The sequence below is a fragment of the Streptomyces liliiviolaceus genome, from assembly GCF_018070025.1.
GTDB lineage: Bacteria > Actinomycetota > Actinomycetes > Streptomycetales > Streptomycetaceae > Streptomyces > Streptomyces liliiviolaceus.
Map to the genome: position 1 here is coordinate 815038 of NZ_JAGPYQ010000001.1, position 21470 is coordinate 836507.

Annotated in this window: 19 protein-coding genes; 11 read left to right on the top strand and 8 right to left on the bottom strand. The window is 72.9% G+C overall.

What is annotated here, in order from left to right:
• Positions 1-31: 31 nt before the first annotated feature.
• The 3 genes from J8N05_RS47205 to J8N05_RS03495 all read left to right on the top strand — a co-directional run bounded on the left by J8N05_RS47205 (position 32) and on the right by J8N05_RS03495 (position 1220).
• Positions 32-349 (top strand): hypothetical protein, encoded by a 318-nt coding sequence (locus J8N05_RS47205; protein WP_247706129.1) that lies wholly within the window; start codon positions 32-34, stop codon positions 347-349.
• Between the two features lie 181 nt (positions 350-530).
• Positions 531-674, top strand: coding sequence for a hypothetical protein (locus tag J8N05_RS03490; protein ID WP_210881005.1), 144 nt, complete (start codon positions 531-533; stop codon positions 672-674).
• 144 nt (positions 675-818) lie between these two features.
• Entirely contained in the window at positions 819-1220 is a 402-nt protein-coding gene (locus tag J8N05_RS03495) for a DUF6247 family protein (protein WP_210881006.1), read from the top strand.
• 93 nt (positions 1221-1313) lie between these two features.
• On the opposite strand, the gene J8N05_RS03500 is transcribed toward J8N05_RS03495, so the two are convergent.
• The 3 genes from J8N05_RS03500 to J8N05_RS03510 all read right to left on the bottom strand — a co-directional run bounded on the left by J8N05_RS03500 (position 1314) and on the right by J8N05_RS03510 (position 4760).
• Positions 1314-2498: a serine hydrolase domain-containing protein gene (locus J8N05_RS03500; RefSeq protein WP_210881007.1), complete on the bottom strand. Its 1185-nt coding sequence runs from the start codon at positions 2496-2498 to the stop codon at positions 1314-1316.
• 343 nt (positions 2499-2841) lie between these two features.
• On the bottom strand, positions 2842-3501 hold the full coding sequence (locus tag J8N05_RS03505) for a response regulator (protein ID WP_210881008.1): 660 nt from the start codon (positions 3499-3501) through the stop codon (positions 2842-2844).
• On the bottom strand, positions 3489-4760 hold the full coding sequence (locus J8N05_RS03510) for a sensor histidine kinase (RefSeq protein ID WP_210881009.1): 1272 nt from the start codon (positions 4758-4760) through the stop codon (positions 3489-3491). The genes J8N05_RS03505 and J8N05_RS03510 overlap by 13 nt, the downstream gene beginning before the upstream one ends.
• Before the next feature lie 280 nt (positions 4761-5040).
• Between J8N05_RS03510 and J8N05_RS03515 the strand changes: the two genes are divergently transcribed.
• Genes J8N05_RS03515 through J8N05_RS03525 form a run of 3 tightly spaced genes read left to right on the top strand, consistent with a single transcriptional unit; the run spans position 5041 to position 8685 of the window.
• Positions 5041-5298: a hypothetical protein gene (locus J8N05_RS03515; protein WP_210881010.1), complete on the top strand. Its 258-nt coding sequence runs from the start codon at positions 5041-5043 to the stop codon at positions 5296-5298.
• 29 nt (positions 5299-5327) lie between these two features.
• A complete protein-coding gene (locus J8N05_RS03520; RefSeq protein WP_247706130.1) occupies positions 5328-6059 on the top strand; it encodes an ABC transporter ATP-binding protein in 732 nt (243 codons plus the stop codon).
• 4 nt (positions 6060-6063) lie between these two features.
• Entirely contained in the window at positions 6064-8685 is a 2622-nt protein-coding gene (locus tag J8N05_RS03525) for an ABC transporter permease (RefSeq protein ID WP_210881012.1), read from the top strand.
• Positions 8686-8767: 82 nt separating this feature from the next.
• Here J8N05_RS03525 and J8N05_RS03530 read toward each other — a convergent pair whose 3' ends face one another.
• Complete coding sequence (locus J8N05_RS03530) at positions 8768-10414, bottom strand: fatty acid--CoA ligase family protein (protein ID WP_210881013.1); 1647 nt, start codon at positions 10412-10414, stop codon at positions 8768-8770.
• 130 nt (positions 10415-10544) lie between these two features.
• Here J8N05_RS03530 and J8N05_RS03535 point away from each other — a divergent pair, with 130 nt between their 5' ends.
• From J8N05_RS03535 to J8N05_RS03545, 3 genes are read left to right on the top strand one after another with little or no spacing between them, the layout of a single operon-like run.
• Positions 10545-11708, top strand: a complete 1164-nt coding sequence (locus J8N05_RS03535; RefSeq protein WP_210881014.1) for a lipid-transfer protein — start codon at positions 10545-10547, stop codon at positions 11706-11708.
• 9 nt (positions 11709-11717) lie between these two features.
• On the top strand, positions 11718-12164 hold the full coding sequence (locus J8N05_RS03540; protein WP_210881015.1) for a Zn-ribbon domain-containing OB-fold protein: 447 nt from the start codon (positions 11718-11720) through the stop codon (positions 12162-12164).
• The gene (locus tag J8N05_RS03545; RefSeq protein WP_210881016.1) at positions 12161-12934 is read left to right on the top strand and encodes an enoyl-CoA hydratase/isomerase family protein; all 774 of its coding nucleotides are present in this window, start codon (positions 12161-12163) and stop codon (positions 12932-12934) included. The genes J8N05_RS03540 and J8N05_RS03545 overlap by 4 nt, the downstream gene beginning before the upstream one ends.
• 356 nt (positions 12935-13290) lie before the next feature.
• On the opposite strand, the gene J8N05_RS03550 is transcribed toward J8N05_RS03545, so the two are convergent.
• Positions 13291-15669, bottom strand: coding sequence for a serine/threonine-protein kinase (locus J8N05_RS03550; protein WP_210881017.1), 2379 nt, complete (start codon positions 15667-15669; stop codon positions 13291-13293).
• Positions 15670-16009: 340 nt separating this feature from the next.
• A complete protein-coding gene (locus tag J8N05_RS03555; protein WP_210881018.1) occupies positions 16010-16897 on the bottom strand; it encodes a VOC family protein in 888 nt (295 codons plus the stop codon).
• Between the two features lie 124 nt (positions 16898-17021).
• Between J8N05_RS03555 and J8N05_RS03560 the strand changes: the two genes are divergently transcribed.
• Positions 17022-17669, top strand: coding sequence for a TetR family transcriptional regulator (locus tag J8N05_RS03560; protein ID WP_210881019.1), 648 nt, complete (start codon positions 17022-17024; stop codon positions 17667-17669).
• A gap of 203 nt (positions 17670-17872) precedes the next feature.
• Here the strand turns inward: J8N05_RS03560 and J8N05_RS03565 are convergent, their stop codons facing one another.
• A complete protein-coding gene (locus J8N05_RS03565) occupies positions 17873-18421 on the bottom strand; it encodes a nitroreductase family deazaflavin-dependent oxidoreductase (RefSeq protein ID WP_210881020.1) in 549 nt (182 codons plus the stop codon).
• On the bottom strand, positions 18421-19620 hold the full coding sequence (locus J8N05_RS03570; protein ID WP_210881021.1) for an acyl-CoA dehydrogenase family protein: 1200 nt from the start codon (positions 19618-19620) through the stop codon (positions 18421-18423). Before J8N05_RS03570 ends, J8N05_RS03565 begins: the two co-directional genes overlap by 1 nt.
• 148 nt (positions 19621-19768) lie before the next feature.
• Here J8N05_RS03570 and J8N05_RS03575 point away from each other — a divergent pair, with 148 nt between their 5' ends.
• Positions 19769-20944, top strand: coding sequence for a thiolase C-terminal domain-containing protein (locus J8N05_RS03575; RefSeq protein WP_210881022.1), 1176 nt, complete (start codon positions 19769-19771; stop codon positions 20942-20944).
• Positions 20945-21470 lie beyond the last annotated feature (526 nt).

Below are 21470 nucleotides of genomic sequence, written 5' to 3' on the forward strand. Positions count from 1 at the left end.
ACTTGTCAACATCAGCAAAGGGAGTCACCCCATGAGCGACAAGAAGAAGGACACGGCCGGGGCTCTGCCGGACGACTCGGTCAAGGACGAGGCCATCACCACGATGGACAACCCGATGCCGACGCCGACGGCCGGGCCCGACCTCACCGCGATGGACAACCCGATGCCCACACCGCCGGCCGGGCCCGACCTGACGGCGATGGACAACCCGATGCCGACGCCGCCGAAGGACTCGGACGTCGTCGTCACACTGGACAACCCGATGCCGAGCGAGCCCGCCAAGGGTGGCGTCACGACGCTGGACAACCCGATGCCGACGCCGCCCGCGCTCGGTCTGGACAACAACTAAAGACCTTTCTCCCGACGGGGATCGGCCGCGGTGGCGCGGAGGGGGAGCCACCGCGGCCGAGGTCTGTCCGCGGGAGGGTTCAGGTCAATCGATGGCTCGAACCGTTCGACTCCATCGAACACACGTCCCCTGTCGCTAGGGTCGCTTGCGACTCGGAATCCCCTCTCCACCAGGAGCAGAGATGACCCGTACCAAGAAGATCCTCGCCACGATCGTCCTGATGCTCGGCATCACCGCGGCGGCCGCGAGCCCTGCGCTGGCCGATAACGGCATGCCCGTCGCGCCGCCGGACAACGGCATGCCCGTGGCGCCGGTCACCCCCTGACACTCCATCACCCCGACAGGGCCGAGCCCGGAACCCGTGCTCGGCCCGTCGTCGTGTCCGGGGCTCCGGGACCGGCCGGAATTCGTTGCCGGGCGGGCCCGGTTCTCGCGGTGCCCGCCCGTACGCCGTACTGTGCGGCTCACGATGACAGCGCACCCCATCGAGCCCGGCAGACCCCTCGTTCCCCGGCCGGAACGGACACCCGGCGCCCTTCGCGCGGCCGTCATCCGGGTTGCCCCGCACCGGCTCGCCGAGCTGGAGCGGGACACCGACGGGGCCATCGGCGCCGCCGCGCGCACCGGCAGTCTCGGACCGATCATCCAGTTGCTCGACACCTGGGCCGTCACCGTGGAGATCGCCAGGTTCCCGTCCACGGCCGCGCGGCTCCGCAAGGCCGAGCACACGGTGGGTGCCGCGGGGCGGGGCGCTCCCGCGCGGCGCGGGGCCCGGGACGAGATCCATGCGTTGCGGGCGGCGGCGCGGGAATCGCTGGCGCGGGATTCGCTGGCGCGGGGCTCGGGGACTTCGACGTCGGCGTCGGCGTAGGCTCGTTGCCATCTGCGGGCCGGTGGGGGCTGGTCGCGCAGTTCCCCGCGCCCCTAAGAGGCGCCCCTTACGAGGCGTGCCCCGGGGTTGGCGTTACGCGCAGAGTTCGTCGTCGATCAAAGCGTTCTGGGTGTCCTGGGTGGACGCGTCGGTGGAGCCGTCGCCGGTCGAGTTCAGGACGACGGTGCGGCTGCCGTCGTCGCTGGTGCCGTTGCGGGTGGTGTAGCCGGGGAGGTTGCCTCCGTGGCTGTAGTAGACCCCGCCGCAGGACAGCGGGACGCTCATCAGACCGAGGCCGTAACGCACACCGGGCCAGGCGTCGTCCAGTTCCGGGGCCGGTACGGTCGTCTTCATCGCCGTCAGCTCCGCAGGGCGCAGCAGCCGGCCGCCGAGGAGCGCCTGGTAGAAGCGGCTCAGGTCGGCCGTCGTACTGATCATGGCGCCCGCCGCGCCGCCCGCGGAGGCGTTGAGTTCGGTGATGTCGATCGCCGGCCCCTCCTCCTCGAAGCTGGAGTAGCCGCGCAGATGGCGGCCGGGGATACGGGACTCGGTGGTCGGGGCGAGGGTGTCGCGCAGGCCCAGCGGGCGGATGAGACGCCGGTCGACCTCCTCGTTCCAGGTGTGCCCGGTGGCCTTCTCGATGATCATTCCGGCGAGGATGTAATTGGTGTTGGAGTAGCTCCATCCGTCGCCGGGCGCGAATCCCGGGGTGTGCCGCATCGCGATGCCGACCAGCTCCTGCGGGGTCCAGGTGCGGTAGCGCTCGGCCTGGTAGCCGGCCGTGCCTTCGAACTCGGGGAAGTCCGACGTGTAGTCGAACAGTCCGCTGGTGTGCTGGAGCAGCTGCCGTACGGTGATCGCGCCGCCGTCGTTTCCGTTGCCCGAGACGACTCCGGGCAGCCACTGCTCCACGGTGTCGTCGAGCGACAGGCGTCCCTCGCCGACGAGTTGCAGGATCACCGTGGCGACGAACGTCTTGCTGGCGCTGGCGATCCGGAACCTGTCACCGGGGCGTACGGCCGCCTGGGTGGCTCGGTCGGCGACCCCGCCGGTGGCGTACCGGACGCCTCGCGGGCCCGTCGACCGCGCCACGACCCCGACGGTCCCGGTCTTCATGACCGCGTCCACGCCGGCCTGCAACGCCCTGCTGTGCGAGGCGCTGTGCGCGGGTGTGCCGGTGGCCCCGGTCGCGCCCGCGGCGGGCAGGGTCAGGCCGATGCCGGCCAGCACGGTCGCCAGGGTCGTGGCCACCACTCGGGAGGTGAGTTCGGTCTTCATGGGTCACGGGCTCCAAGCGTCTCGGTCGGGGTCGGGCCGTCGTCGCGGTACGACCACCACGCTAGAAACTCCACCTGTGCAACACGATCAAGCAGGCGCCCCAGGAGCCCCTGATGCACTCCCCCGCAAGAAGGTAGCGCCTCCTGTACCAACGAGCCGAGCCCCATCCCACCCAGGGGCGCGAGGAACTGCGCGATCAGCCCCCACCGACCCGCACCCCACAACCCAACCGGAACCACCCCCCCCACCCCAGGGGCGCGGGGAACTGCGCGGCCAGCCCCCACCGAACCCGCACCGCACCACGCACCCCGCACCCCACGCACTCCCCGTGACGGGCGGGCCGTCAGGCCCTGCGCCGCGCATCATCCAGGTACCGAAGAACCGCCGCCACCCGCCGATCCACCTGATCGGCCGGCGACAGGTCCAGCTTCGCGAAGATGCTGCGGATGTGCTTGTGCACGGCCCCCTCCGTGACCACGAGCCGTTCGGCGATCGCCCCGTTGCCGAGCCCCTCCGCCATCAGCGCGAGCACATCCCGCTCGCGCGGACTGAGCCGCTCCAGCCGGGTGTCCTGCCTACTGCGGGTGAACAGCTGCGCGACGACCTCCGGGTCGATCGCCGTACCCCCGCCCGCCACGCGATGGAGCGCGTCCAGGAACTCCTCGACCCGCCCCACCCGCTCCTTGAGCAGATAGCCGAGCCCGGTCACCCCACCGCCCAGCAACTCCGTGGCGAACGACTGCTCGACGTACGCCGACAGGACGAGGACCGCGAGATCGGGCCGTCGCCGCCGGGCCTCCACCGCCGCGACGATCCCCTCGTCGGTGTGCGTCGGCGGCATCCGTACGTCGAGGATGGCGACATCCGGCTTGTGGGTGTCGATGGCGTCGAGGATGCCGTCACCGGTACTGGCCGTCCCCACCACGTCGAGCCCTTCCGCGCGCAGCAGCAGCGCCAGCCCCTCCCGCAGCAGCGCGTCGTCCTCGGCGATCACAATCCGCATGGCAGTTCCACCTTGAGAGTCGTCGGGCCGCCGGGCGGGCTGGCCAGTTCGAGGGTGCCGTCGTGCGCGGCGATCCGGTTGCGGATGCCGGTGAGCCCGGACCCGGCCTTCTCGTCGGCGCCGCCCCGGCCGTCGTCGGTGATGTCCAGGCTCAGCCGCCCGCCACCGCTGCGGACCGTGACCGCCGCCTGCCGTGCCCCGCTGTGCTTGGCGATGTTCGTCAGGGTCTCGGCGACCACGAAGTAGGCGGTCGCCTCCACGGACGCGGCGCACCGCTCGGGCGCCTGGACGTCGATCCGGCAGGGCACCGGACAGCTCGCGGCGAGTCCGGTGAGCGCCCCGGCGAGCCCCCGGTCGGCCAGGACGGGCGGCAGGATGCCCCGGGCCACCGAGCGCAGTTCGGACAGGGCCTGTTCGGCGGCGCTCTGGGCGCGTTCGAGGAGTTCCTCGGCGCCCGCCGGATCGCGGGCGACCATGCGGCGTGCGGCGCCGAGGAGCACGGTGACGGTGACGAGCCGGTTCTGGGTGCCGTCGTGCAACGAGCGCTCGATACGGCGCAGTTCGGTGGCGTGGGCGTCCAGGGCGGCGGCCCGGGTGGCGGTGAGTTCCGCGACCCGCAGGGACAGGTCCGTGTCGGGCCCGGCCGCGAGGAGGACCCGGCCGGGCCGGGCCTGGAGGCGCGCCATGCCGGGGCTGAGGCCCAGGATGATGGCGGTCCAGCCGAGTCCCAGGAGGCCGGCGGCGGCCGCGTCGGCCCAGGTCTCCGCGACCCCTATGCCGAGGGACGTACTGGTCGCGCCCTCCGGCAGCAGGCGCCAGTAGAGCGGGAAGAGGGAGTCGCGCAGGGCCAGCAGCGGCAGCAGCAGGCCGGCGAAGCCGAGCAGCAGACCGAGCGAGGCGTGGCGGGCCAGCCAGCGCAGTTCGCGGCGTGTGGTCGGGTCGACGACGGCGAGCCGCAGCGCGGTCGGCGCCGGGTCCGGCCCGATCACCTCGGGTCCCCACCGGCCGAGCCGGTCGCGTTCGCGTCCGGCGAGCGCGTGCAGGACCCGCAGGACGAGCGGTGCCATCAGCAGTCCGACGCCCGCCAGGGACGCCACGGCGGTCACGGCGGCCCAGAAGAGAACGAGCAGCGCCATCAGCGCGGTGCCGAGTCCGCCGACGAGCTGTTCGAGAGCGGCGACGGCCGCGCCGGCCGCCCGGACGACGGTGGCCCGGATACCGGGCCTGTCCTCGCCGCCCTCGTCGGGTGGGGTCGGCATCCGCCCCTCCTCTCCCGCTCGTCCACAGCCCTGCGCGAGCGACCGTTCCACTGTCGTGGAGGAGCGTAGAGGTACAGCCTGCTGTACCCCCACTCGGGCTGCTGGCGGGCTCGGCCGACGGGGGTCCTGATCCGTAACTTCGAAGCCACGACAGCGAGACCCGCAGCGCGAGTCGCACACCGCGAATCGCCAACCGCGAACCGCACACCGCGCACCAGGCGCCAGGCGCCGCGCACCGCACAGGGTCCGAAGAGCTCGACGACTCCGAAGAGGGACAGCCATGACGACCACGGACCCCTACCGCCTCGACGGCTTCCCCGGAAGCACGGACCCGGCGCGGCAGGACGCCCCCCGGGAAGGCATCACCCGGGACCGCTTCGTGCGTACGGCGCTGTGGCTGGTCCTGGTGATCAGCACCGTCGGCAACATGGTGGCCTCCTACAGCGCCGCCTCCACCGGGGTCCACCTGGTCTGCGGCGGGGTCACCGCCGTGTGCGTGACCGCGCTCGTCGTCCGTCACCTGCGGGGCCGGCGATGAGCGGGGTCCTCGCGGGAGCCGGCCACCCGATGGCTGCACCGACCGCGCCGGCCATCGAGCTGGCCAACGTCAGCAAGACGTACGCGGGAGGCGTCCGCGCCCTCGACGACGTGTCGCTGAGCGTCGAACACGGCACGTTCCTCGCCGTGATGGGGCCCTCGGGCTCCGGCAAGAGCACGCTGATGCACTGCGCCGCCGGTCTCGACTCCCCCACCTCGGGCAGCATCCGTATCGGCGAGCGTGAGATCAGCGGGCTGAACGAGACCCGCCGTACCGAACTGCGCCGCGAGCACATCGGTTTCGTGTTCCAGTCCTACAACCTGGTCCCCGCCCTCAGCGTCGCCGACAACATCACGCTGCCGCTGCGGCTGGCGGGCCGCGCCCCGGACCGGGAATGGGTACGGACGCTGGTCGAGCGGGTCGGTCTCGCCGACCGGATGGCGCACCGGCCCGCCGAACTCTCCGGCGGCCAGCAGCAACGGGCCGCGATCGTACGGGCCCTGGTGGCGAAGCCCGCCGTCGTGTTCGCCGACGAGCCGACCGGCGCCCTCGATCTGCGCAGCGCCCACGAGGTGCTGGGCCTGCTGCGCGAACTGGTCGACGAGCTGCGCCAGACGGTGGTGATGGTCACCCACGACCCGGCCGCCGCCGCCCAGGCCCATCACGCGGTGGTGATGGCCGACGGCCGGGTGGTGGAGCGCCTGTACCGGCCCACCGCCCCCGAACTGGCCGACCGTCTCGTCAAGCTGGGAGAGGTCTAGAACCATGCTGCATCTCGCGGTCCGTATGGCAGGACACCGGATCACCGCCCTGATCGCGGTGGCGTGCGCGGTGCTCGGCGGCGCGGCCCTGATCACCGGCACGGGAGTACTGGCCGAGTCCGGCCTGCGCTCCCAGCTGCCGGCCGGACGGCTCGCCGGAGCCGGCGTCGTGGTCTCCACCGACCAGAGCTTCCATCCGGCCGGGGACCTGCCGATCGCCCTGCCGGAACGCGGCACGGTCCCGGCCTCCCTGGTCGACCGGCTCGCCGAACTGCCCGGGGTCACCGCGGCGGTCGGTGACGTCAGCTTCCCCGCCGCCGTGGTCGACGCCGACGGCCGCGTCGTACCGGCCGAGGAGCCGCGGACGGCCGGTCACGGCTGGTCGTCGACGAAGCTGCTCACGGATGCGGAGGTCAGGGGCGACGAGCCGTCCGGCGCCGCCGAGGTGGCGCTCGACCGGGCGACGGCCGAGGCCGCGGGTGTCCGGGCGGGCGACCGGGTCGAGATCGTCGCGGCCGGCCGGTCCGCCGCCGGGTACCGCGTCACGGCGGTGGTCGACGCCCCGGGCGCGGGCATCCTCTTCGCCGACCCGACGGCCCGGCGGCTGGCGGGCCGCGACGGCGGCAGCGGCAGCGTCGGCAATGCGGGAGCGCGCGCCGGGACCGTCGACCTGGTCGGTCTGCGCACCGAGCCGGGCGCCGAGGCCTCGGTGGCCGCCGCGGCCCGCGAGGCGGTCGAGGAAGCCGGCAGGAACGCCGGCAAGGACGCGAACGGAACCGCTTCCGGCAAGGCCGGCGCCGAGGTGATCGTCTCCACCGGTTCCGACCGCGGGGACATCGCCTCCCCCGGTGCGGGCGCGGCCCGTTCGCTGCTGATCCTGCTCGCCGGTTCGCTCTCCGGGATCGTCATGATGATCATCGGGTTCGTGCTGGCGAGCGCCCTGGCCGTGTCGATCGGCGGCCAGCGCCGCGACCTCGCCCTGATGCGGGCCGTCGGCGCGACCCCGAAGCAGATCAGACGGCTGGCCGCCGCGCAGGCCTCGGTCATCGCCGCCGTGGCGGTCGTGCCCGGGGTGGGCCTCGGCTATCTGCTGGCCGGGCAGTTCCGGCGGATGCTCGTCGACCGCGAGGTGATCCCGGCCGGTCTGCCGCTCACCTACGGCCCGCTGCCCGCGCTCGCCACCGTTCTCCTCCTGGGTCTCGCCGTGCAGGTGTCGGCCCGCGGTGCCGCGTGGCGCACCTCGCGGCTGCCGGCCACGGAGGCGGTCGCCGAGTCGCGCGTGGAGCCCCGTACCCCCTCGAAGGTCCGGATCCGCTCGGGCCTGCTGCTGATCGTCGCCGCGACGACACTCTCGGTGGTGCCGCTGCTGAGCCGGACGGTCCTCGGCGCGGCGGCCACCTCCATGGCCGGCATCATCGGCGCGATCGGTCTCGCTTTGGCGGGACCGGCCCTGGTCAAGGGCATCGGCGACACGGCGGCCCGCCGGCTGCGGCCCGGGGTCTCGGCCCCGACCTGGCTCGCGGTGGCGAACATCCGCGGGTACGCCCTGCGGCTGTCGGGGGTCGTCAGCGCGCTCGCCATGGCGGTCGTGTTCGTCCTGACCTACACCCTCGCGCAGACGACCGTCATGAGCGCCACCGCGCAGGACACCCGTACCGGCACGCTCGCCCAGCAGAACCTGAGCGCACCGGGACTCGGCGGGGTGCCCGCGGGCACCCTGGCGGACGTCCGGCGGACCGACGGGGTACGGGCGGCGGCCCCGGTCAGCGACACCACGGTCGTGTGGGAGTACGAGATGTTCGGCGAACCGGAGGTCGAGGCCGCCTCCGCGATGATCCTCACCCCGGCCGCGCCGGACGTCCTGGACCTCGGCGTACGGGACGGCAGCCTGGCCGGGCTCACCGGTGACACGGTCGCCGTCGACAGCGAGGCCGCCCGTTCCCGTGGCGCGGAGGTCGGCGAGCGGATCACTCTCGTCCTCGGGGACGGCAGCCGGGTCAGCCCGAAGGTCGTCGCCGTCTACGACCGCGGCCTCGGCTTCGGCCCGGTCGCGCTCTCCCACGACCTCGCCGCGGGGCACACCACCGCCGGCCTCGACCAGCGACTCCTCGTACGCACCGACGGCACCGACGCCGCCGAGCGCAACCTCGCCGAACTGGCCGCGTCCCGGCCCGGGTTGGCCCTGGCGCCCACCGACACCGGGTCAGGCGACAGCCTGAGCGACGCACCGGCGACGGTCTGGATCAACCTCGCCACCATCGTCGTACTCCTCGGCTATCTGCTCCTGTCCATCGCCAACAAGCTGGTCGCCACGACCGCCCAGCGGCGCAACGAGATCGCCACGCTCCGCCTCAACGGCACCACCCCGCGCCAGATCCTCGCGATGATGCGCCGCGAGGCCGCGGTGATCGGGGTCGCCGCGGTCGCCACCGGGCTGCTGCTGTCCGCGATCCCGCTCGTGCTGCTCGGCATCGGCTTCCTGGACCGGCCGTGGCCCGCGGGCCCGGTGTGGCTGCTCCCGGCCGTCGCGCTGACCGTGATCTGCACGGCCTTCGTCACGGTCGAACTCCCCACCCGGCAGGCCCTGCGCACGGCCCCGGCCCACGCGCTGTCCGCCCGCGAATAGCCCACGGGCGCACGGTCGCGTGGGCGCACGGCCGCGTGGGCGCGTGGGCGACCGGGGTCCCGTCGGCACAGGGCGGGGCCCCTCAACGCCGCCTGCGCAGCTCCCCCTTCACGACCTTCCCGCTGGCGTTCCTGGGCAGTTCGGCGACGAACTCCACCGCCCTGGGCACCTTGTAGTTGGCCATCTCGCGGCGCGCCCAGGCGATCAGGTCGTCGCCGGTGAGCGGGACACCGGGACGGCGTACGACATAGGCCTTGCCGACCTCGCCGAGCCGGGCGTCGGGGACGCCGATCACGGCCACGTCGGCGATGTCCGGGTGCAGGCCGAGGAGTTGCTCTATCTCCGCCGGGTAGGCGTTGAAGCCGCCGACGATGAACATGTCCTTGATGCGGTCGGTGATCCTGAGGTTGCCGGCCGCGTCCAGGACGCCGATGTCGCCGGTGCGCAGCCAGCCGTCCGGGGTCATCGCCTCCGAGGTGGCGGGGGCGTCCTCGTAATAGCCACGCATGACGTTGAAGCCGCGGACCAGGACCTCGCCCGGGGTGCCGGGGGCGACGGCCGTGCCCTCCCCGTCCACGACCCGCACCTCCGTGCCGGGGATCGCGCGGCCGGACGTGGACGCGATGACGTCCGGCTCGTCGCCGCGGCGGCACATCGTGACGATCCCGCTGGCCTCGGAGAGTCCGTAGGCGGTGAGGACCGTGCCCACGCCCAGTTCCGCCCGCAGCCGCTCCACCAGCAGCAGCGGCACGACCGCCGCGCCCGTCACCACCAGCCGCAGGGCCGAGAGGTCGTACGCGTCACGGTTGGGGTGGTCCAGGAGGGACTGGTGGAGGGTGGGCGGGCCGGGGAGCACCGAGATGCGTTCCGAGGCCACGTTCGCGAGGACCGTGTCCACGTTGAACACCGGCTGCGGGATCATCGTCGCGCCCCGCATCAGACAGGCGATGACGCCCGCCTTGTAGCCGAAGGTGTGGAAGAAGGGGTTCACGATCAGATAGCGGTCGCCCTCGCGCAGACCGGCCAGTTCGCACCAGACGTCGTACGCCCGCAGGGTCTGCGCGTGCGTGATCACGGCGCCCTTGGGGCGGCCCGTGGTGCCCGAGGTGAAGATGATGTCCGAGGGGGCGGACGGGTCGAGCGCCGAGGCCCGGGCCCGCACCTCGGCCTCCCCCACGCCGTCCCCGCTCGCCAGGAAGTCCTTCCAGGTACGGAAGTCGGCGGGGGCGTCGTCGGACAGGACGACCACCTGCTCCAGATGCGGAAGCCCCGGGAGGGGGCCCTCGCCCCGGCCGGTACGCGTGCCCGTGCCGGCGCCGGTGCCGTCCGGCTCCTCGCTCTCGACGCAGGCCCGCCGCAGGGACGCCACGTACGAGGTCCCCAGGAACGTACCGGTCACGAACAGCAGTTTCGTCCGGCTCCGGGCCAGTACGTACGCGGCCTCCGTCCCCTTGAAGCGGGTGTTCAGCGGGACGAGGACCGCGCCCGCCGACACCGCGCCGAGGGCGGACGTCATCCAGTCCAGGGTGTTGGGCGCCCAGATGGCCACCCGGTCGCCGGGTTCCACGCCGTTCGCGACGCAGGCCGCCGCCGCGCGTTCCACCCGGGCGCCCAGCTCCGCGTACGTGACGCGGGTACGGCCCTCGACGACCGCCTCCACGTCCGCGTACCGCTCGGCCGCCGCCCGCACGAGCCCCGGGATCGTCTCCCACTCCAAGTCACCGCGCACAGCAGGCCTCCCTCCGCCGCCCGAGCGGTCGTCCGATCGATCGGCCGGACGACCGCTAGCTGACTACCCGTCAGATTAGCTGTAGCCTGACGCCCTGTCAGCATTCGTGGACCGTCGTGGAGGTACGCCCATGGCAGGCACAGGGGCAGCGGGGCTCAAGGACGCGACCGCCGTCGTCGGGATCGGACAGACGCCTTTCGCCAAGCAACTCCCCGACAGCGAGAAGACCTTGGCCTGTCGGGCGATCCTCGCCGCCCTCGACGACGCGGGGATCTCACCGGCCGAGGTCGACGCGCTCGCCTCCTACACCATGGAGGAGACCGACGAGGTCGAGGTCGCCAAGGCCGTCGGGTTCGGCGACCTCAGCTTCTTCAGCAAGGTCGGCTTCGGGGGCGGCGGTTCATGCGCCACGGTCGCGCATCTGGCGTCCGCGGTGGCCACCGGCCAGGCCACGGTCGGCGTCGCCTGGCGCTCCCGCAAACGCGGCAGCGGACCGCGTCCGTGGAAGAACACGGCCGTCCAACTCCCCACCCCCGCCCAGTGGACCCGCCCCTTCGGCCTCCTGCGCCCCGCCGACGAGATAGCCATGCTCACCCGCCGCTATCTGCACGAGTACGGGGCGACCCGCGACCACCTCTTCAACGTGGCCCTCGCCTGCCGCAACCGGGCCAACCAGAACCCCGCGGCGATGATGTACGAACGACCGCTGACCCGGGACATGTACATGACCTCACGCTGGATCAGCGAGCCGCTCTGCCTGTTCGACAACTGCCTGGAGACGGACGGGGCGCTGGCCTGCGTGATCGTCTCCGCCGAACGCGCCCGCGACTGCCGACAGCGGCCCGTGTACGTGCACTCCGCCGCCCAGGGCCTGCCCGCCCAGCACCACGGAATGGTCAACTACTGGAACGACGACCCGCTGACGGGCCCCGCCTGGACGGCCGCCCGCCACCTCTGGAAGCAGGCGGACTTCACCCCGGAGGACGTGGACGTCGCCCAGATCTACGACGCGTTCACCCCGCTCATCCCGCTCTCCCTTGAGGGCTACGGCTTCTGCGGCCGGGGCGAGGGCGGCGCCTTCACGGAAGGGGGCGCCCTGGAGATCGGCGGCCGGCTGCCGCTGAACACGAGCGGGGGCGGCCTCTCGGAGGCGTACGTCCATGGCTTCAACCTCATCAACGAGGGCGTGAAGCAGCTCAGGGGGACCAGTACGGCGCAGGTGCCGGGCGCGGCGACCTGTCTGGTGACGGCGGGCGAGGGCGTCCCGACCTCCGCCCTGCTTCTGAGGACCTGAGGAGTGCACATGCTCACACCTGTGGTGGACGACGACGGCGCCCCCTTCTGGGAGTACGCGGCCCGCGGCGAACTGCGCGTCCAGGCCTGCGCCGAACCCGGCTGCGGGGAACTGCGCTTCCCGCCCCGCCCCTGCTGCCCGCACTGCCACTCCTTCGACAGCGAGTGGCGCAGGATGAGCGGCCGGGGCCGTATCTGGTCGTACGTGATCCCGCACCCCCCGCTCCTGCCGGACTACGCGGCGCAGGCCCCGTACAACGTGGTCGTCGTCGAACTGGCGGAAGCGCGGCGGATCCGGCTGGTGGGCAACCTCGTCAGCGGCCCGGACGCGCCTCTCAACTCGGTGGCGGGGGAACGGATCCGGATCGGGGCGCGGGTGCAGGTGGTGTTCGGTACCGGCGTTGGGGACGGCAGGGACGGCCCCCGGCTGCCGCGCTGGGTCCTGGAGCGGCCATGACCGCCCTGCGGACCACCACCGACAAGGAGACGGGCGTCGCGGTGGTGACACTGGACCGCCCGGACCGCCTGAACGCCATCGACCTGGAGATGACGGCTCAACTTAAGTCGCTCTGGGCGGAGTTCAGATTCGACGATTCCATACGGGCGATCGTCCTCACCGGGGCCGGCGACCGGGCGTTCTCGACGGGCCTCGACCGCGACGCGGAGATTCCGCAGCCGGCGTCTCCCTACATGCTCGACGACCCACTCGCCTCGATCGGCCCGAAGGCGTCCGACCTGTGGAAGCCGGTGATCGCCGCGGTGAACGGGATGGCGTGCGGCGGGGCGTTCTATCTGCTCGGCGAGGCGGACTTCGTGATCGCGGACGAGACGGCCACGTTCTTCGATCCGCACACGACGTACGGCATGGTCAGCGCGTACGAGTCCGTGTACCTGGCCCAGCGGACACCGTTCGGGGAGGTGGCCCGCATGGCCCTGATGGGAACGGCCGAACGGGTGTCCGCGCGGCGGGCGTACGAGGTGGGGCTGGTGTCGGAGGTGACGGAGCCGGGGGAGTCGGTGGAGGCGGCGGTGCGCTGCGCGACCGTGATCGCGTCCTACCCGCCGGCGGCGGTGCAGGGCACGGTCCGTGCCCTGTGGTCGGCCCAGGAGGCCACGCGGACGGCGGCGCTGTCGCAGGCACCCCAACTGATCACGCTGGGCAACCTGCCGCCCGACGCCCAGACACACCTCTTCAACACCCGATCCCCAACATCCCGAACCCGCTGAACCCTCCCCTGCGGGCGGGTGGGGGCCGGTCGCGCCGTTCCCCGCGCCCCTGAGGGGGTGGGGGTGTCGGCCGGAGACTCGACCGCGGGCGCATCGTGGCTGAGCGCGCCGTTCCCCGCGCCCCTGAAAAGCGGGGCTGCGCCCCAGCTTTTCCCTTCAGGCGCCCGCCGGCCTTCGCCCCTCAGGGGCGCGGGGAACGGCGCGCTCAACCCCCACCGGCCCGCGGTCAAAACCCGGCCCGAGCCACCCCCCACCCAGGGGCGCGGGGAACTGCGCGACCGGCCACGACGGGCCCGCACTCACCACGAACCCGCAGGGCACGCGCGTGGCGCGGAGCCGGCCGGTGGAACCCCGGTTCAGGAGCGGGCCGTGCCCGTTCCCTTTTCCGCGTCCAGTGCGTACACGCACCGATCCTTGCTGCACGCGTACACCACCCCGTCCTTGACGACCGGAGACCCCGTGATCTCCCCACCGGTGGCCAGCTTCCAGCGCAGCCGGCCGTCGTCCGCCTTCAGCGTGTACAGCAGGTGGTCGGTCGAGCCGAAGTGGATGCGGCCGTCGGCCACGGCCGGCGCCCCCACCAGGTCGCCGCCCGCCTGGAAGCGCCACTTCGGCGTCCCCGTGACCGCGTCCAGGGTGTAGAGCCCCTTGCCGCTGCCCACATGGACATGCCCCGCCGAGACGAGCACCGGGTCGATGGAGGACCGCGCCTCCGTCGCGATGCGCCAGCGGTCACGCCCGTCGGTGGCGTCGAGCGCGTACACCGTGCCGAGGTAGTCGGCGAGGTACACCCCGCCCCCCGTGACGGCCGGCCCCGGCGCGAACGTGGGCGCGCTCAGGAACACCGCCGGCGCCTCGAAGTGCCAGCGCACATGCCCGCCGGCGATGTCGATGGCGAGGACGCGCGTCCCGGCGGACACGTACACGTATCCGTCGTCGGCGTGCGTGATCCGGACGGGCACGCCCCCGCAGGAGGCCGCGTCGCCGATCGGGTACGACCAGCGCTCGTCCCCCGTACGGGCTTCGAGCGCGCGCAGCCGGGCGTCCTTCCAGACGTAGACCGTGCCGTCGTGGACGGCGGGACCGGCCTCCGGCGACTCGAAGTCCGTCTGGGCGCCGGTGATCTCCCAGAGCTTCTGCCCGTTGGCGGCCTCCCAGGCCTGTACGCCGCCACCGCGGGTGCCGGTGACGACCGTGCCGCGGTCGGCCTTGAGGGAGTACACCCAGGCGTCGGTCGGCAGCCGCCACAGGTCGGTGCCCTCGCGGGCGTCCAGCGCGAAGAGCGTGGGCCCGTCGGACGCGTGCACGCGCCCGTCGGCGACCGCCATCGACCAGGCGACGTCGCGCGTCTTGAAGCGGCGCCGCCCGGTGGCCACGTCCAGCGCGTGCACCTCGAAGGAGGTGACGTAGACCAGGTCTCCGGCGACGGCGGGCGTCCCCCACACGTCGTTCGACATACGGAAGCGCCACGGCCGCCAGGAGGAGCCGCCGTCGGGCCCGGCGGGCGCGGGGACGGCCGCCACGGGCTCGGCGCCGTTCACGCCGGGGCGCGAGCGGGACCAGGCGGCGGCGAGTCCGGCCTCGGGGGGAGGCGCCTTCACCGCCGCCGCGCGGGCGTCGGCGACGCGCGGGCCCGGCCCGATCGGCACCTGGGCACCGGCGAGACGTACGGGCCCGACGTCGGGCGCACCGCCCGGCCGGCCGACGCCCGCGCCGACCGGCATGCGCGGCGGCCCGGACGACGGCATGGGCGGGATCGGCGGGTCGTGCGGCGGCGGGGGCGGCACCACGGCCACCCCGCGTCCGCCGCTGCGGCCGGACGAGGGCTTCGGGGCGGGCCGGCCGCCGCGCCGCGTCTCGATGAGGCTGACGGCCCGCTCGGGCAGCCACGCGGACGCGGTACCGCTGTCGTCGGAGCCGGAGCCGAAGAGGTGGGGTGCCAGTTGGGCCTGGAGGTCGGCCGGGTTGGGGCGGGCCGTCGCGTCCATCTGCATGCAGGACTCGATCAGCGGACGCAGTTCGTCGGGGAGCCCTTCGAGGTCCGGCCCCTCCCTGAGCAGCATGAAGACGGTCTCGACGGGGTTCGCGCCGTGGAAGGGCGCGTGACCCGTGGCGGCGAAGACGAGCATCGAGCCGAGCGAGAAGACGTCGCTCGCGCCGGTCACGCTGCGGGAGTCCTTCGCCTGCTCGGGTGACATGTACGCGGGCGTACCGACGGCGACGTTCGTCATCGTCAAACGCGTGTTCGAGACACCGGAGGCGATACCGAAGTCGATGACGCGCGGCCCGTCCTCGACGACGAGGACGTTCGACGGCTTCAGGTCGCGGTGGACGAGACCGGCGCCGTGGATGGACTGCAGCGCCTCGGCGACGCCCGCGGCGAGCCAGCGGACCGCCTGGGCCGGCATGGGCCCGCACTCGGTCACTATCTCTTCGAGGGAGGGCGCGGGCACGTACGCGGTGGCCAGCCAGGGCACGGCCGCGCGCGCGTCGGCGTCGACGACGGCCGCCGTGTAGAAGCCGGAGACGGCACGGGCCGCCTCGACCTCGCGCGAGAAGCGGACGCGGAACAGCTGGTCCTCGGCGAGCTCGGTCCTGACCGTCTTGATCGCCACGCGCCGGCCCGAGGCCGAGCGCGCGAGATAGACCAGCCCCATGCCGCCGGCGCCCAGCCGTCCCAGCACCTCGAACGGCCCGATCCGCCGCGGATCGTGCTGTGTCAGCTGATCCACCACTTGCCTGCCACCTCCCCGTACGCGGCCGCGCTTCCAGCCACCGCTCCAGCCGCAGCTTCAGCCACTGCGCAGCGTCTCACCACCGAACCGATCCGGCGGTACGCACCCCGATTCTTCCTGTCCTGCGCTCCGGTTGCGAACCCGGGACCCATTCGGGATGTCTCCCACCATTCCCGGGCAAAAAGCCCGCCGCCGCCTTGATTTTCAACGTCGGCCGGGGCTTTTCGGTGCCTTTCAGAGCTTCCCGCACGGGTTTCGGCCCTGGAGCATCGTCTATTTCAGCGGCGCAGAAACCTGAAATTCCGCGCTGGAGCATGACTCGTCCCCCATCGTGGACGCCTCATCCGCCGTCGCGGCGCTGCAGCAGCGCGAACGACGCCCCCTGATTATCACTGACGACGGCCACCCGTCCGTACGAGGTGTCGAAGGGCGGCGCCTGGACCCGGCCGCCGAGCCTCGCCACCGCGCCGAGCGCCGCCTCGCAGTCCTGGACCCCGAAGTGCACGAGGAAATGGGGCGGCATCTCGGCGGGATAGACGTCGGAGATGTGGGCGCGGCCGAATTCCCGGGTGACGCCCGGCCCGAAGAGGGCCTCGCGGAAGAGACCGGGATAGAAGGCGTCGGCGGTGGCGGTGTCCCGTGAGTACAGCTCGACCCAGCTGAAGGTGCCCGTCCCGCGGCTGCCGCCGAAGCCGGGGTGCGTACCGGCCTCCCAGAGCCCGAAGACCGCGCCCTCGGGGTCGGCGGCGAGGGCCCCGATCCCGTACGGGCCCACCGGCACGGGGGTCGTGACGATCTGGCCGCCCCCCTTGCGGATGCGGTCGGCCATGTCGTGGGCGTCCGGGGTGGCGAACCAGACCGTCCAGACGGTGGGCATCCGCCCGTCCCGCTTCGGTACGAGGGCCGCGACGGGTTCCCCGCCGAGCCGCGCCCGCACGGCGCCCGCGTACGGACTGTCGGCCCACTGCGCGGCCTCGGCCTCGGCCCTGGTACCTGCCCTGGTCCCGGCCCCTGCCTCGGCCCCTGCCTCGGAGGGTGCGGCGCCCTCCGAGGGACCGGCGGGGTCCGTGAGGTCCGTGAGGTCCGCAGGGTCCGCAGGGTCCGCGGAGTCGAAGGTCCAGCCGAACAGTCCGCCGTAGAAACGCTTGCCCGCCTCGACGTCCGGCAGCTGGGCGTCGATCCAGCAGGGGACGCCCTCGGCGAACGCGGCAGAGTCAGATCCAGCCATGCGGCCAAGCTAACGGCGTTCCGCCGATCCCGCAGAGCGGGCGGCTCCACCGCTCCGCAGGTCGGTGCACCCCATTTGCAGTCGGCCGAATCGCGCTCCGATCACCCCTCGGTAAGCTGACGGCATGACAGGACAAGTGCGTACCGTCGACGGCCGTGTGGCCGGTCGGCGCGGGCAGGCGACGCGGCAGAAGCTGCTCGACTGCCTCAGCGAGATGCTCAGCTCCTCGCCCTACCGCGACGTCAAAGTCATCGACGTCGCCCGGAAGGCGGGCACTTCACCGGCGACCTTCTACCAGTACTTCCCGGACGTCGAAGGCGCCGTCCTGGAGATCGCCGAGCAAATGGCGGCCGAGGGAGCCGGGTTGACCGAGGTCCTCGAAGGACGCTCCTGGGTCGGCAAGGCGGGCTGGCAGACCGCGCAGGAACTCGTGGACGGATTCCTTGAGTTCTGGCGCAAAAACGATGCCATCCTCCGGGTCGTCGACCTGGGCGCCGCCGAGGGCGACAAACGCTTCTACAAGATCCGTATGAAGATCCTCAACTCCGTGAACAACTCCCTCACGGACACGGTCAAGGAGCTCCAGGCCAAGGGCAAGGTCGACAAGGACGTCAACCCCGCGGCCATGGCGGGCTCCCTCGTGGCGATGCTCGCGGCGGTGGCCTCGCACCAGAAGGGCTTCCAGACGTGGGGCGTCAAGCAGGCTGAACTGAAGCCGAACCTGGCGCTGCTGGTGCACCTGGGTGTCACGGGCAAGAAGCCGACCAAGTAGGCCGCCCAGACATTCCGCACGTTCCCGGCTCGCCGCTTCCAGGCACACGTCCTGTCACACGGGCGGCAGTTCACCCCGGAAGATTCCCCGGTGGACTGCCGCCTGTCGCGCTCCCGGGACCGGGTCCAGGTCCAGGCCCGCACCCGTCATCTCCGCACGAGCCCTTCACCTCCGTACGAGCCCGTCATATCCTCATAAGCCCGTCATCTCCGCACGATCCGGAACAGCCGGATCTCCCGCTCCACCCGCGCCTGGTACGTCGCGTACGGCGGCCAGAACTCCAGCAGCGCCCGCCACACCGCGTCCCGTTCCGCACCGGCCAGCAGACGGGCGGTCACCGGGATGTCCCGGCCCTTCCAGTTGATCTCCGCGTCCGGGTGCGCGAGCAGATTGGCGGTCCAGGCGGGATGGTCCGTACGCCCGAAGTTGGACCCGATGAGAATCCAGCTCCCGACGGCACCCTCGCCCCCGCCCTCACCCCCGGCCCCGCCCTCGACCGCGTCCTCCCTGGTACGCGTCTCCGGCATGCAGGCCAGCGGCGTACGCCTGGGCAGCCCGCTCCTCGCGCCCCGCGCCGTGAGGATGACACCGGGCAGCATCTGAGCGCTGAGCAGCACCTTTCCGCGCGTGAGCCGGTGCACCGCGCGGTCCAGCGCCGGCACGACGTGCGGTGCGACCTTCGCGAAACCGCGGGTAGAGGACACCTTCTGCACCAGCCGCACCCCGGGCCGCCGGGACGGGGACACGGTCATCAGACCGCCACCTCCCCGCCGCCGAAGAGCCGTGCCTCCTGCGCCGCGTACGCGCGCAGCCGGTGCACCGGCCCGAAGAGCAGTTCGTCACCGGCCGCCCGCTTGAAGTACAGATGCGCCTCGTGCTCCCAGGTGAACCCGATCCCGCCGTGCAGCTGAACGGCCTCGGAGGCGCAGACGCGCAGCGCCTCCAGAGCCTGCGCGAGCGCGAGTCCGCCGACCCGCTCCCGGCCCTCGACGGTCGCCCAGGCCGCGTAGTAGGCGGCGGAGCGCGCGCCCTGGACCTGTACGTACAGATCGGCCAGCCGGTGCTTCACCGCCTGGAACGACCCGATCGCCCGCCCGAACTGCTCACGCTGCTTGACGTACTCCACGGTCCGTTCCAGTACGCGGTCGGCGCCGCCGACGGCCTCCGCGGCGAGGACGGCGGCGGCCGAGTCCCCCACGCGCACGAGGACACCGCCGACGTCCGCGCCGTCCCCGTCCCCGTCCCCCAGCAACTCGGCTTCCACATCCCGCAATTGGATGCGGCTCTGCGAACGGGTCTCGTCGAGGGAGGTCTGCCGTACGCGGGTCACCCCCTCCCGTACGAGCTCCCGCACAAGGAAGAAGAGGGTGCGCGGGCGGGCGAAGCCGCCGGTGTGCGCGGCGACGACCAGCAGGTCGGCGCTGTGCCCGTCGAGCACCTGGTCGGCCTGCCCGTACAGCCGCCACCCGCCGTCGGCCCGCCGCGCCTGTACACCGCCGGCCCGTCCGCCGCCCGCCCAGTCGCCGCGGTTGCCGCCGGTCAGGCCGAGGGCGGTGGTCAGCGCCGCCCCCGGTACGACGAGGGCGGCGGTGAGTTCACCGGAGGCGATACGGGGCAGCAGCGCGGCGCGCTGGTCCGCGCTGCCGAGGCCGAGCACGAGGGGCGCGCCGAGCACGGCGGTGGCGAGGAGGGGCGACGGGGCGAGGGCACGCCCCATCTCCTCCGCCGCGAGGGCGAGTTCGGACGTCGTGCACCCCACTCCCCCGTACGCCTCGGGGAGGGCGAGGCCGGGCAGGCCGAGCTGCTGGGCGAGGGCCTCCCAGAGGCCGGGGTCGTAGCCGTCCGCGGTCCGCACCGCGGACCTGACCTCCTCCGGGCCACAGCGTTTGAGGAGCAGCTCACGGAGGGTGCGGCGGATCTCGTCCTGTTCCGCGGTGAAGGTGGCGTCCATCGGCGGGCTCCTCCCCGGGCCGGGTGACCGGCGTCCGGTTCCCTGATCTGACGGGCCGTCATGTTAGAGCGGCGGCAGGCAGATGCCCAGGGTCACGACAGCACGACGCCTCCCCCATCCCTCCCTATCTGATGTACCGTCAGATCCCATGACGACCCCGTCCGGGAACCGCAAGGTGGCAGTTGTCGGTGTGGCCCTCTCCGACTGCGGGCGCGTGGACGGGGCGACGCCGTACGCGCTGCACGCCCAGGCCGCGCGCAGGGCCCTGGCCGACTCGGGCCTGGACCGCTCGGTGATCGACGGCTTCGCCTCGGCGGGCCTCGGCACGCTGGCGCCGGTCGAGGTGGCGGAGTACCTGGGTCTGCGCCCGACCTGGGTGGACTCCACGTCCGTCGGCGGCTCGACGTGGGAGGTCATGGCGGCGCACGCGGCCGACGCGATAGCCGCGGGCCACGCCAACGCCGTCCTGCTGGTGTACGGGTCCACCGCCCGCGCGGACATCAGGGCGGGCCGCCGCACCGGCAACCTCTCCTTCGGCGCCCGGGGGCCGCTGCAGTTCGAGGTCCCGTACGGGCACACGCTCATCGCCAAGTACGCGATGGCCGCGCGGCGCCACATGCACGAGTACGGCACCACGCTGGAGCAGTTGGCGTCGGTGGCGGTGCAGGCGCGGCAGAACGCGGCGCTCAATCCCGACGCGATGTTCCGCGACCCGATCACGGTGGACGACGTCCTGTCGGGGCCGATGATCGCGGACCCCTTCACCAAGCTGCACTGCTGCCTGCGGTCGGACGGCGGGGCGGCGGTCCTGCTGGTGGCGCAGGAGTACGTACGCGACTGCCGTACCGCTCCCGTCTGGATCCTCGGCACCGGTGAGCACGTCTCGCACACGACGATGTCCGAATGGCCGGACTTCACGGTGTCGCCGGCTGCGGTGAGCGGACGGATCGCGTTCGAACGGGCGGGAGTCCGGCCCGGTGACATAGACGTGGCGCAGATCTACGACGCTTTCACGTACATGACGCTCGTGACCCTGGAGGATCTCGGCTTCTGCGCGAAGGGGGAGGGGGGTGCGTTCGTGGAGAAGGGGCGGTTGAGGGTGGAGGGAGGGGAGTTGCCGGTCAACACGGACGGGGGCGGCCTCTCGGGCCAGCATCCCGGGATGCGCGGCCTGTTCCTCCTGGTGGAGGCGGTACGACAACTCCGCGGCGAGGCGGGACCCCGCCAGACCCACCGCCCCGACGACACCCTGCCCGAACTGGGCGTGGTGTCGGGGACGGGGGGTTGGTTCTGCTCGGCGGGGACGGTGGTTTTGGGGCGGTAGGGGGTGGGGGGGTCCGGCCGGTTGTCGGGTGCGGGCCGGTGGGGGGCTGGTCGCGCCGTTCCCCGCGCCCCTGTGGGGCGGGGCGGCTCCGACCGGTTACCGAGTGCGGGCCGGCGGGGGCTCGTCGCGCAGTTCCTCGCGCCCCATAGGGGCGGGGCGGTGGGGGTTACCCGCACCGTTCCCCGCACCCCTGACGGGGTGGGCGGCTGCGGCCGGTTATTGCGTGCCGGTCCGTCGTGGCTGGGCGCGCAGTTCCCCGCGCCCCTGAAAAGCGGGGCTGCGCCCCGGCTTTTGTCTTTGGGGGCGCGAGGAACGGCGCGAGCAACCCCCACCGACCCGCGGCCAACAACCGGCCGCAGCCACCCCGCCCCTCGGGGGCGCGGGGAACTGCGCGATCAGCCCCCACCGGCCAGCGCAGGCCATGGACCCGCGGGCCCCTTTCGCCCCTCAGGGGCGCGCGCGGGGAGCCGCGTGATCAGCCACGACGGGGCTGCGGTCAAAGACCCGGCCGGCACCCCCACCCACC

Excerpts from the sequence above, each read along its gene's own strand:
- J8N05_RS03510 (WP_210881009.1), bottom strand. The coding sequence starts at position 4,760 with ATGCCGACCCCACCCGACGAGGGCGGCGAGGACAGGCCCGGTATCCGG.
- J8N05_RS03490 (WP_210881005.1), top strand. The coding sequence starts at position 531 with ATGACCCGTACCAAGAAGATCCTCGCCACGATCGTCCTGATGCTCGGC.
- J8N05_RS03575 (WP_210881022.1), top strand. The coding sequence starts at position 19,769 with ATGACGACCCCGTCCGGGAACCGCAAGGTGGCAGTTGTCGGTGTGGCC.
- J8N05_RS03540 (WP_210881015.1), top strand. The coding sequence starts at position 11,718 with ATGCTCACACCTGTGGTGGACGACGACGGCGCCCCCTTCTGGGAGTAC.
- J8N05_RS03525 (WP_210881012.1), top strand. The coding sequence starts at position 6,064 with ATGCTGCATCTCGCGGTCCGTATGGCAGGACACCGGATCACCGCCCTG.
- J8N05_RS03535 (WP_210881014.1), top strand. The coding sequence starts at position 10,545 with ATGGCAGGCACAGGGGCAGCGGGGCTCAAGGACGCGACCGCCGTCGTC.
- J8N05_RS03500 (WP_210881007.1), bottom strand. The coding sequence starts at position 2,498 with ATGAAGACCGAACTCACCTCCCGAGTGGTGGCCACGACCCTGGCGACC.
- J8N05_RS47205 (WP_247706129.1), top strand. The coding sequence starts at position 32 with ATGAGCGACAAGAAGAAGGACACGGCCGGGGCTCTGCCGGACGACTCG.
- J8N05_RS03520 (WP_247706130.1), top strand. The coding sequence starts at position 5,328 with ATGGCTGCACCGACCGCGCCGGCCATCGAGCTGGCCAACGTCAGCAAG.
- J8N05_RS03565 (WP_210881020.1), bottom strand. The coding sequence starts at position 18,421 with ATGACCGTGTCCCCGTCCCGGCGGCCCGGGGTGCGGCTGGTGCAGAAG.
- J8N05_RS03545 (WP_210881016.1), top strand. The coding sequence starts at position 12,161 with ATGACCGCCCTGCGGACCACCACCGACAAGGAGACGGGCGTCGCGGTG.
- J8N05_RS03515 (WP_210881010.1), top strand. The coding sequence starts at position 5,041 with ATGACGACCACGGACCCCTACCGCCTCGACGGCTTCCCCGGAAGCACG.
- J8N05_RS03560 (WP_210881019.1), top strand. The coding sequence starts at position 17,022 with ATGACAGGACAAGTGCGTACCGTCGACGGCCGTGTGGCCGGTCGGCGC.
- J8N05_RS03570 (WP_210881021.1), bottom strand. The coding sequence starts at position 19,620 with ATGGACGCCACCTTCACCGCGGAACAGGACGAGATCCGCCGCACCCTC.
- J8N05_RS03555 (WP_210881018.1), bottom strand. The coding sequence starts at position 16,897 with ATGGCTGGATCTGACTCTGCCGCGTTCGCCGAGGGCGTCCCCTGCTGG.
- J8N05_RS03505 (WP_210881008.1), bottom strand. The coding sequence starts at position 3,501 with ATGCGGATTGTGATCGCCGAGGACGACGCGCTGCTGCGGGAGGGGCTG.
- J8N05_RS03495 (WP_210881006.1), top strand. The coding sequence starts at position 819 with ATGACAGCGCACCCCATCGAGCCCGGCAGACCCCTCGTTCCCCGGCCG.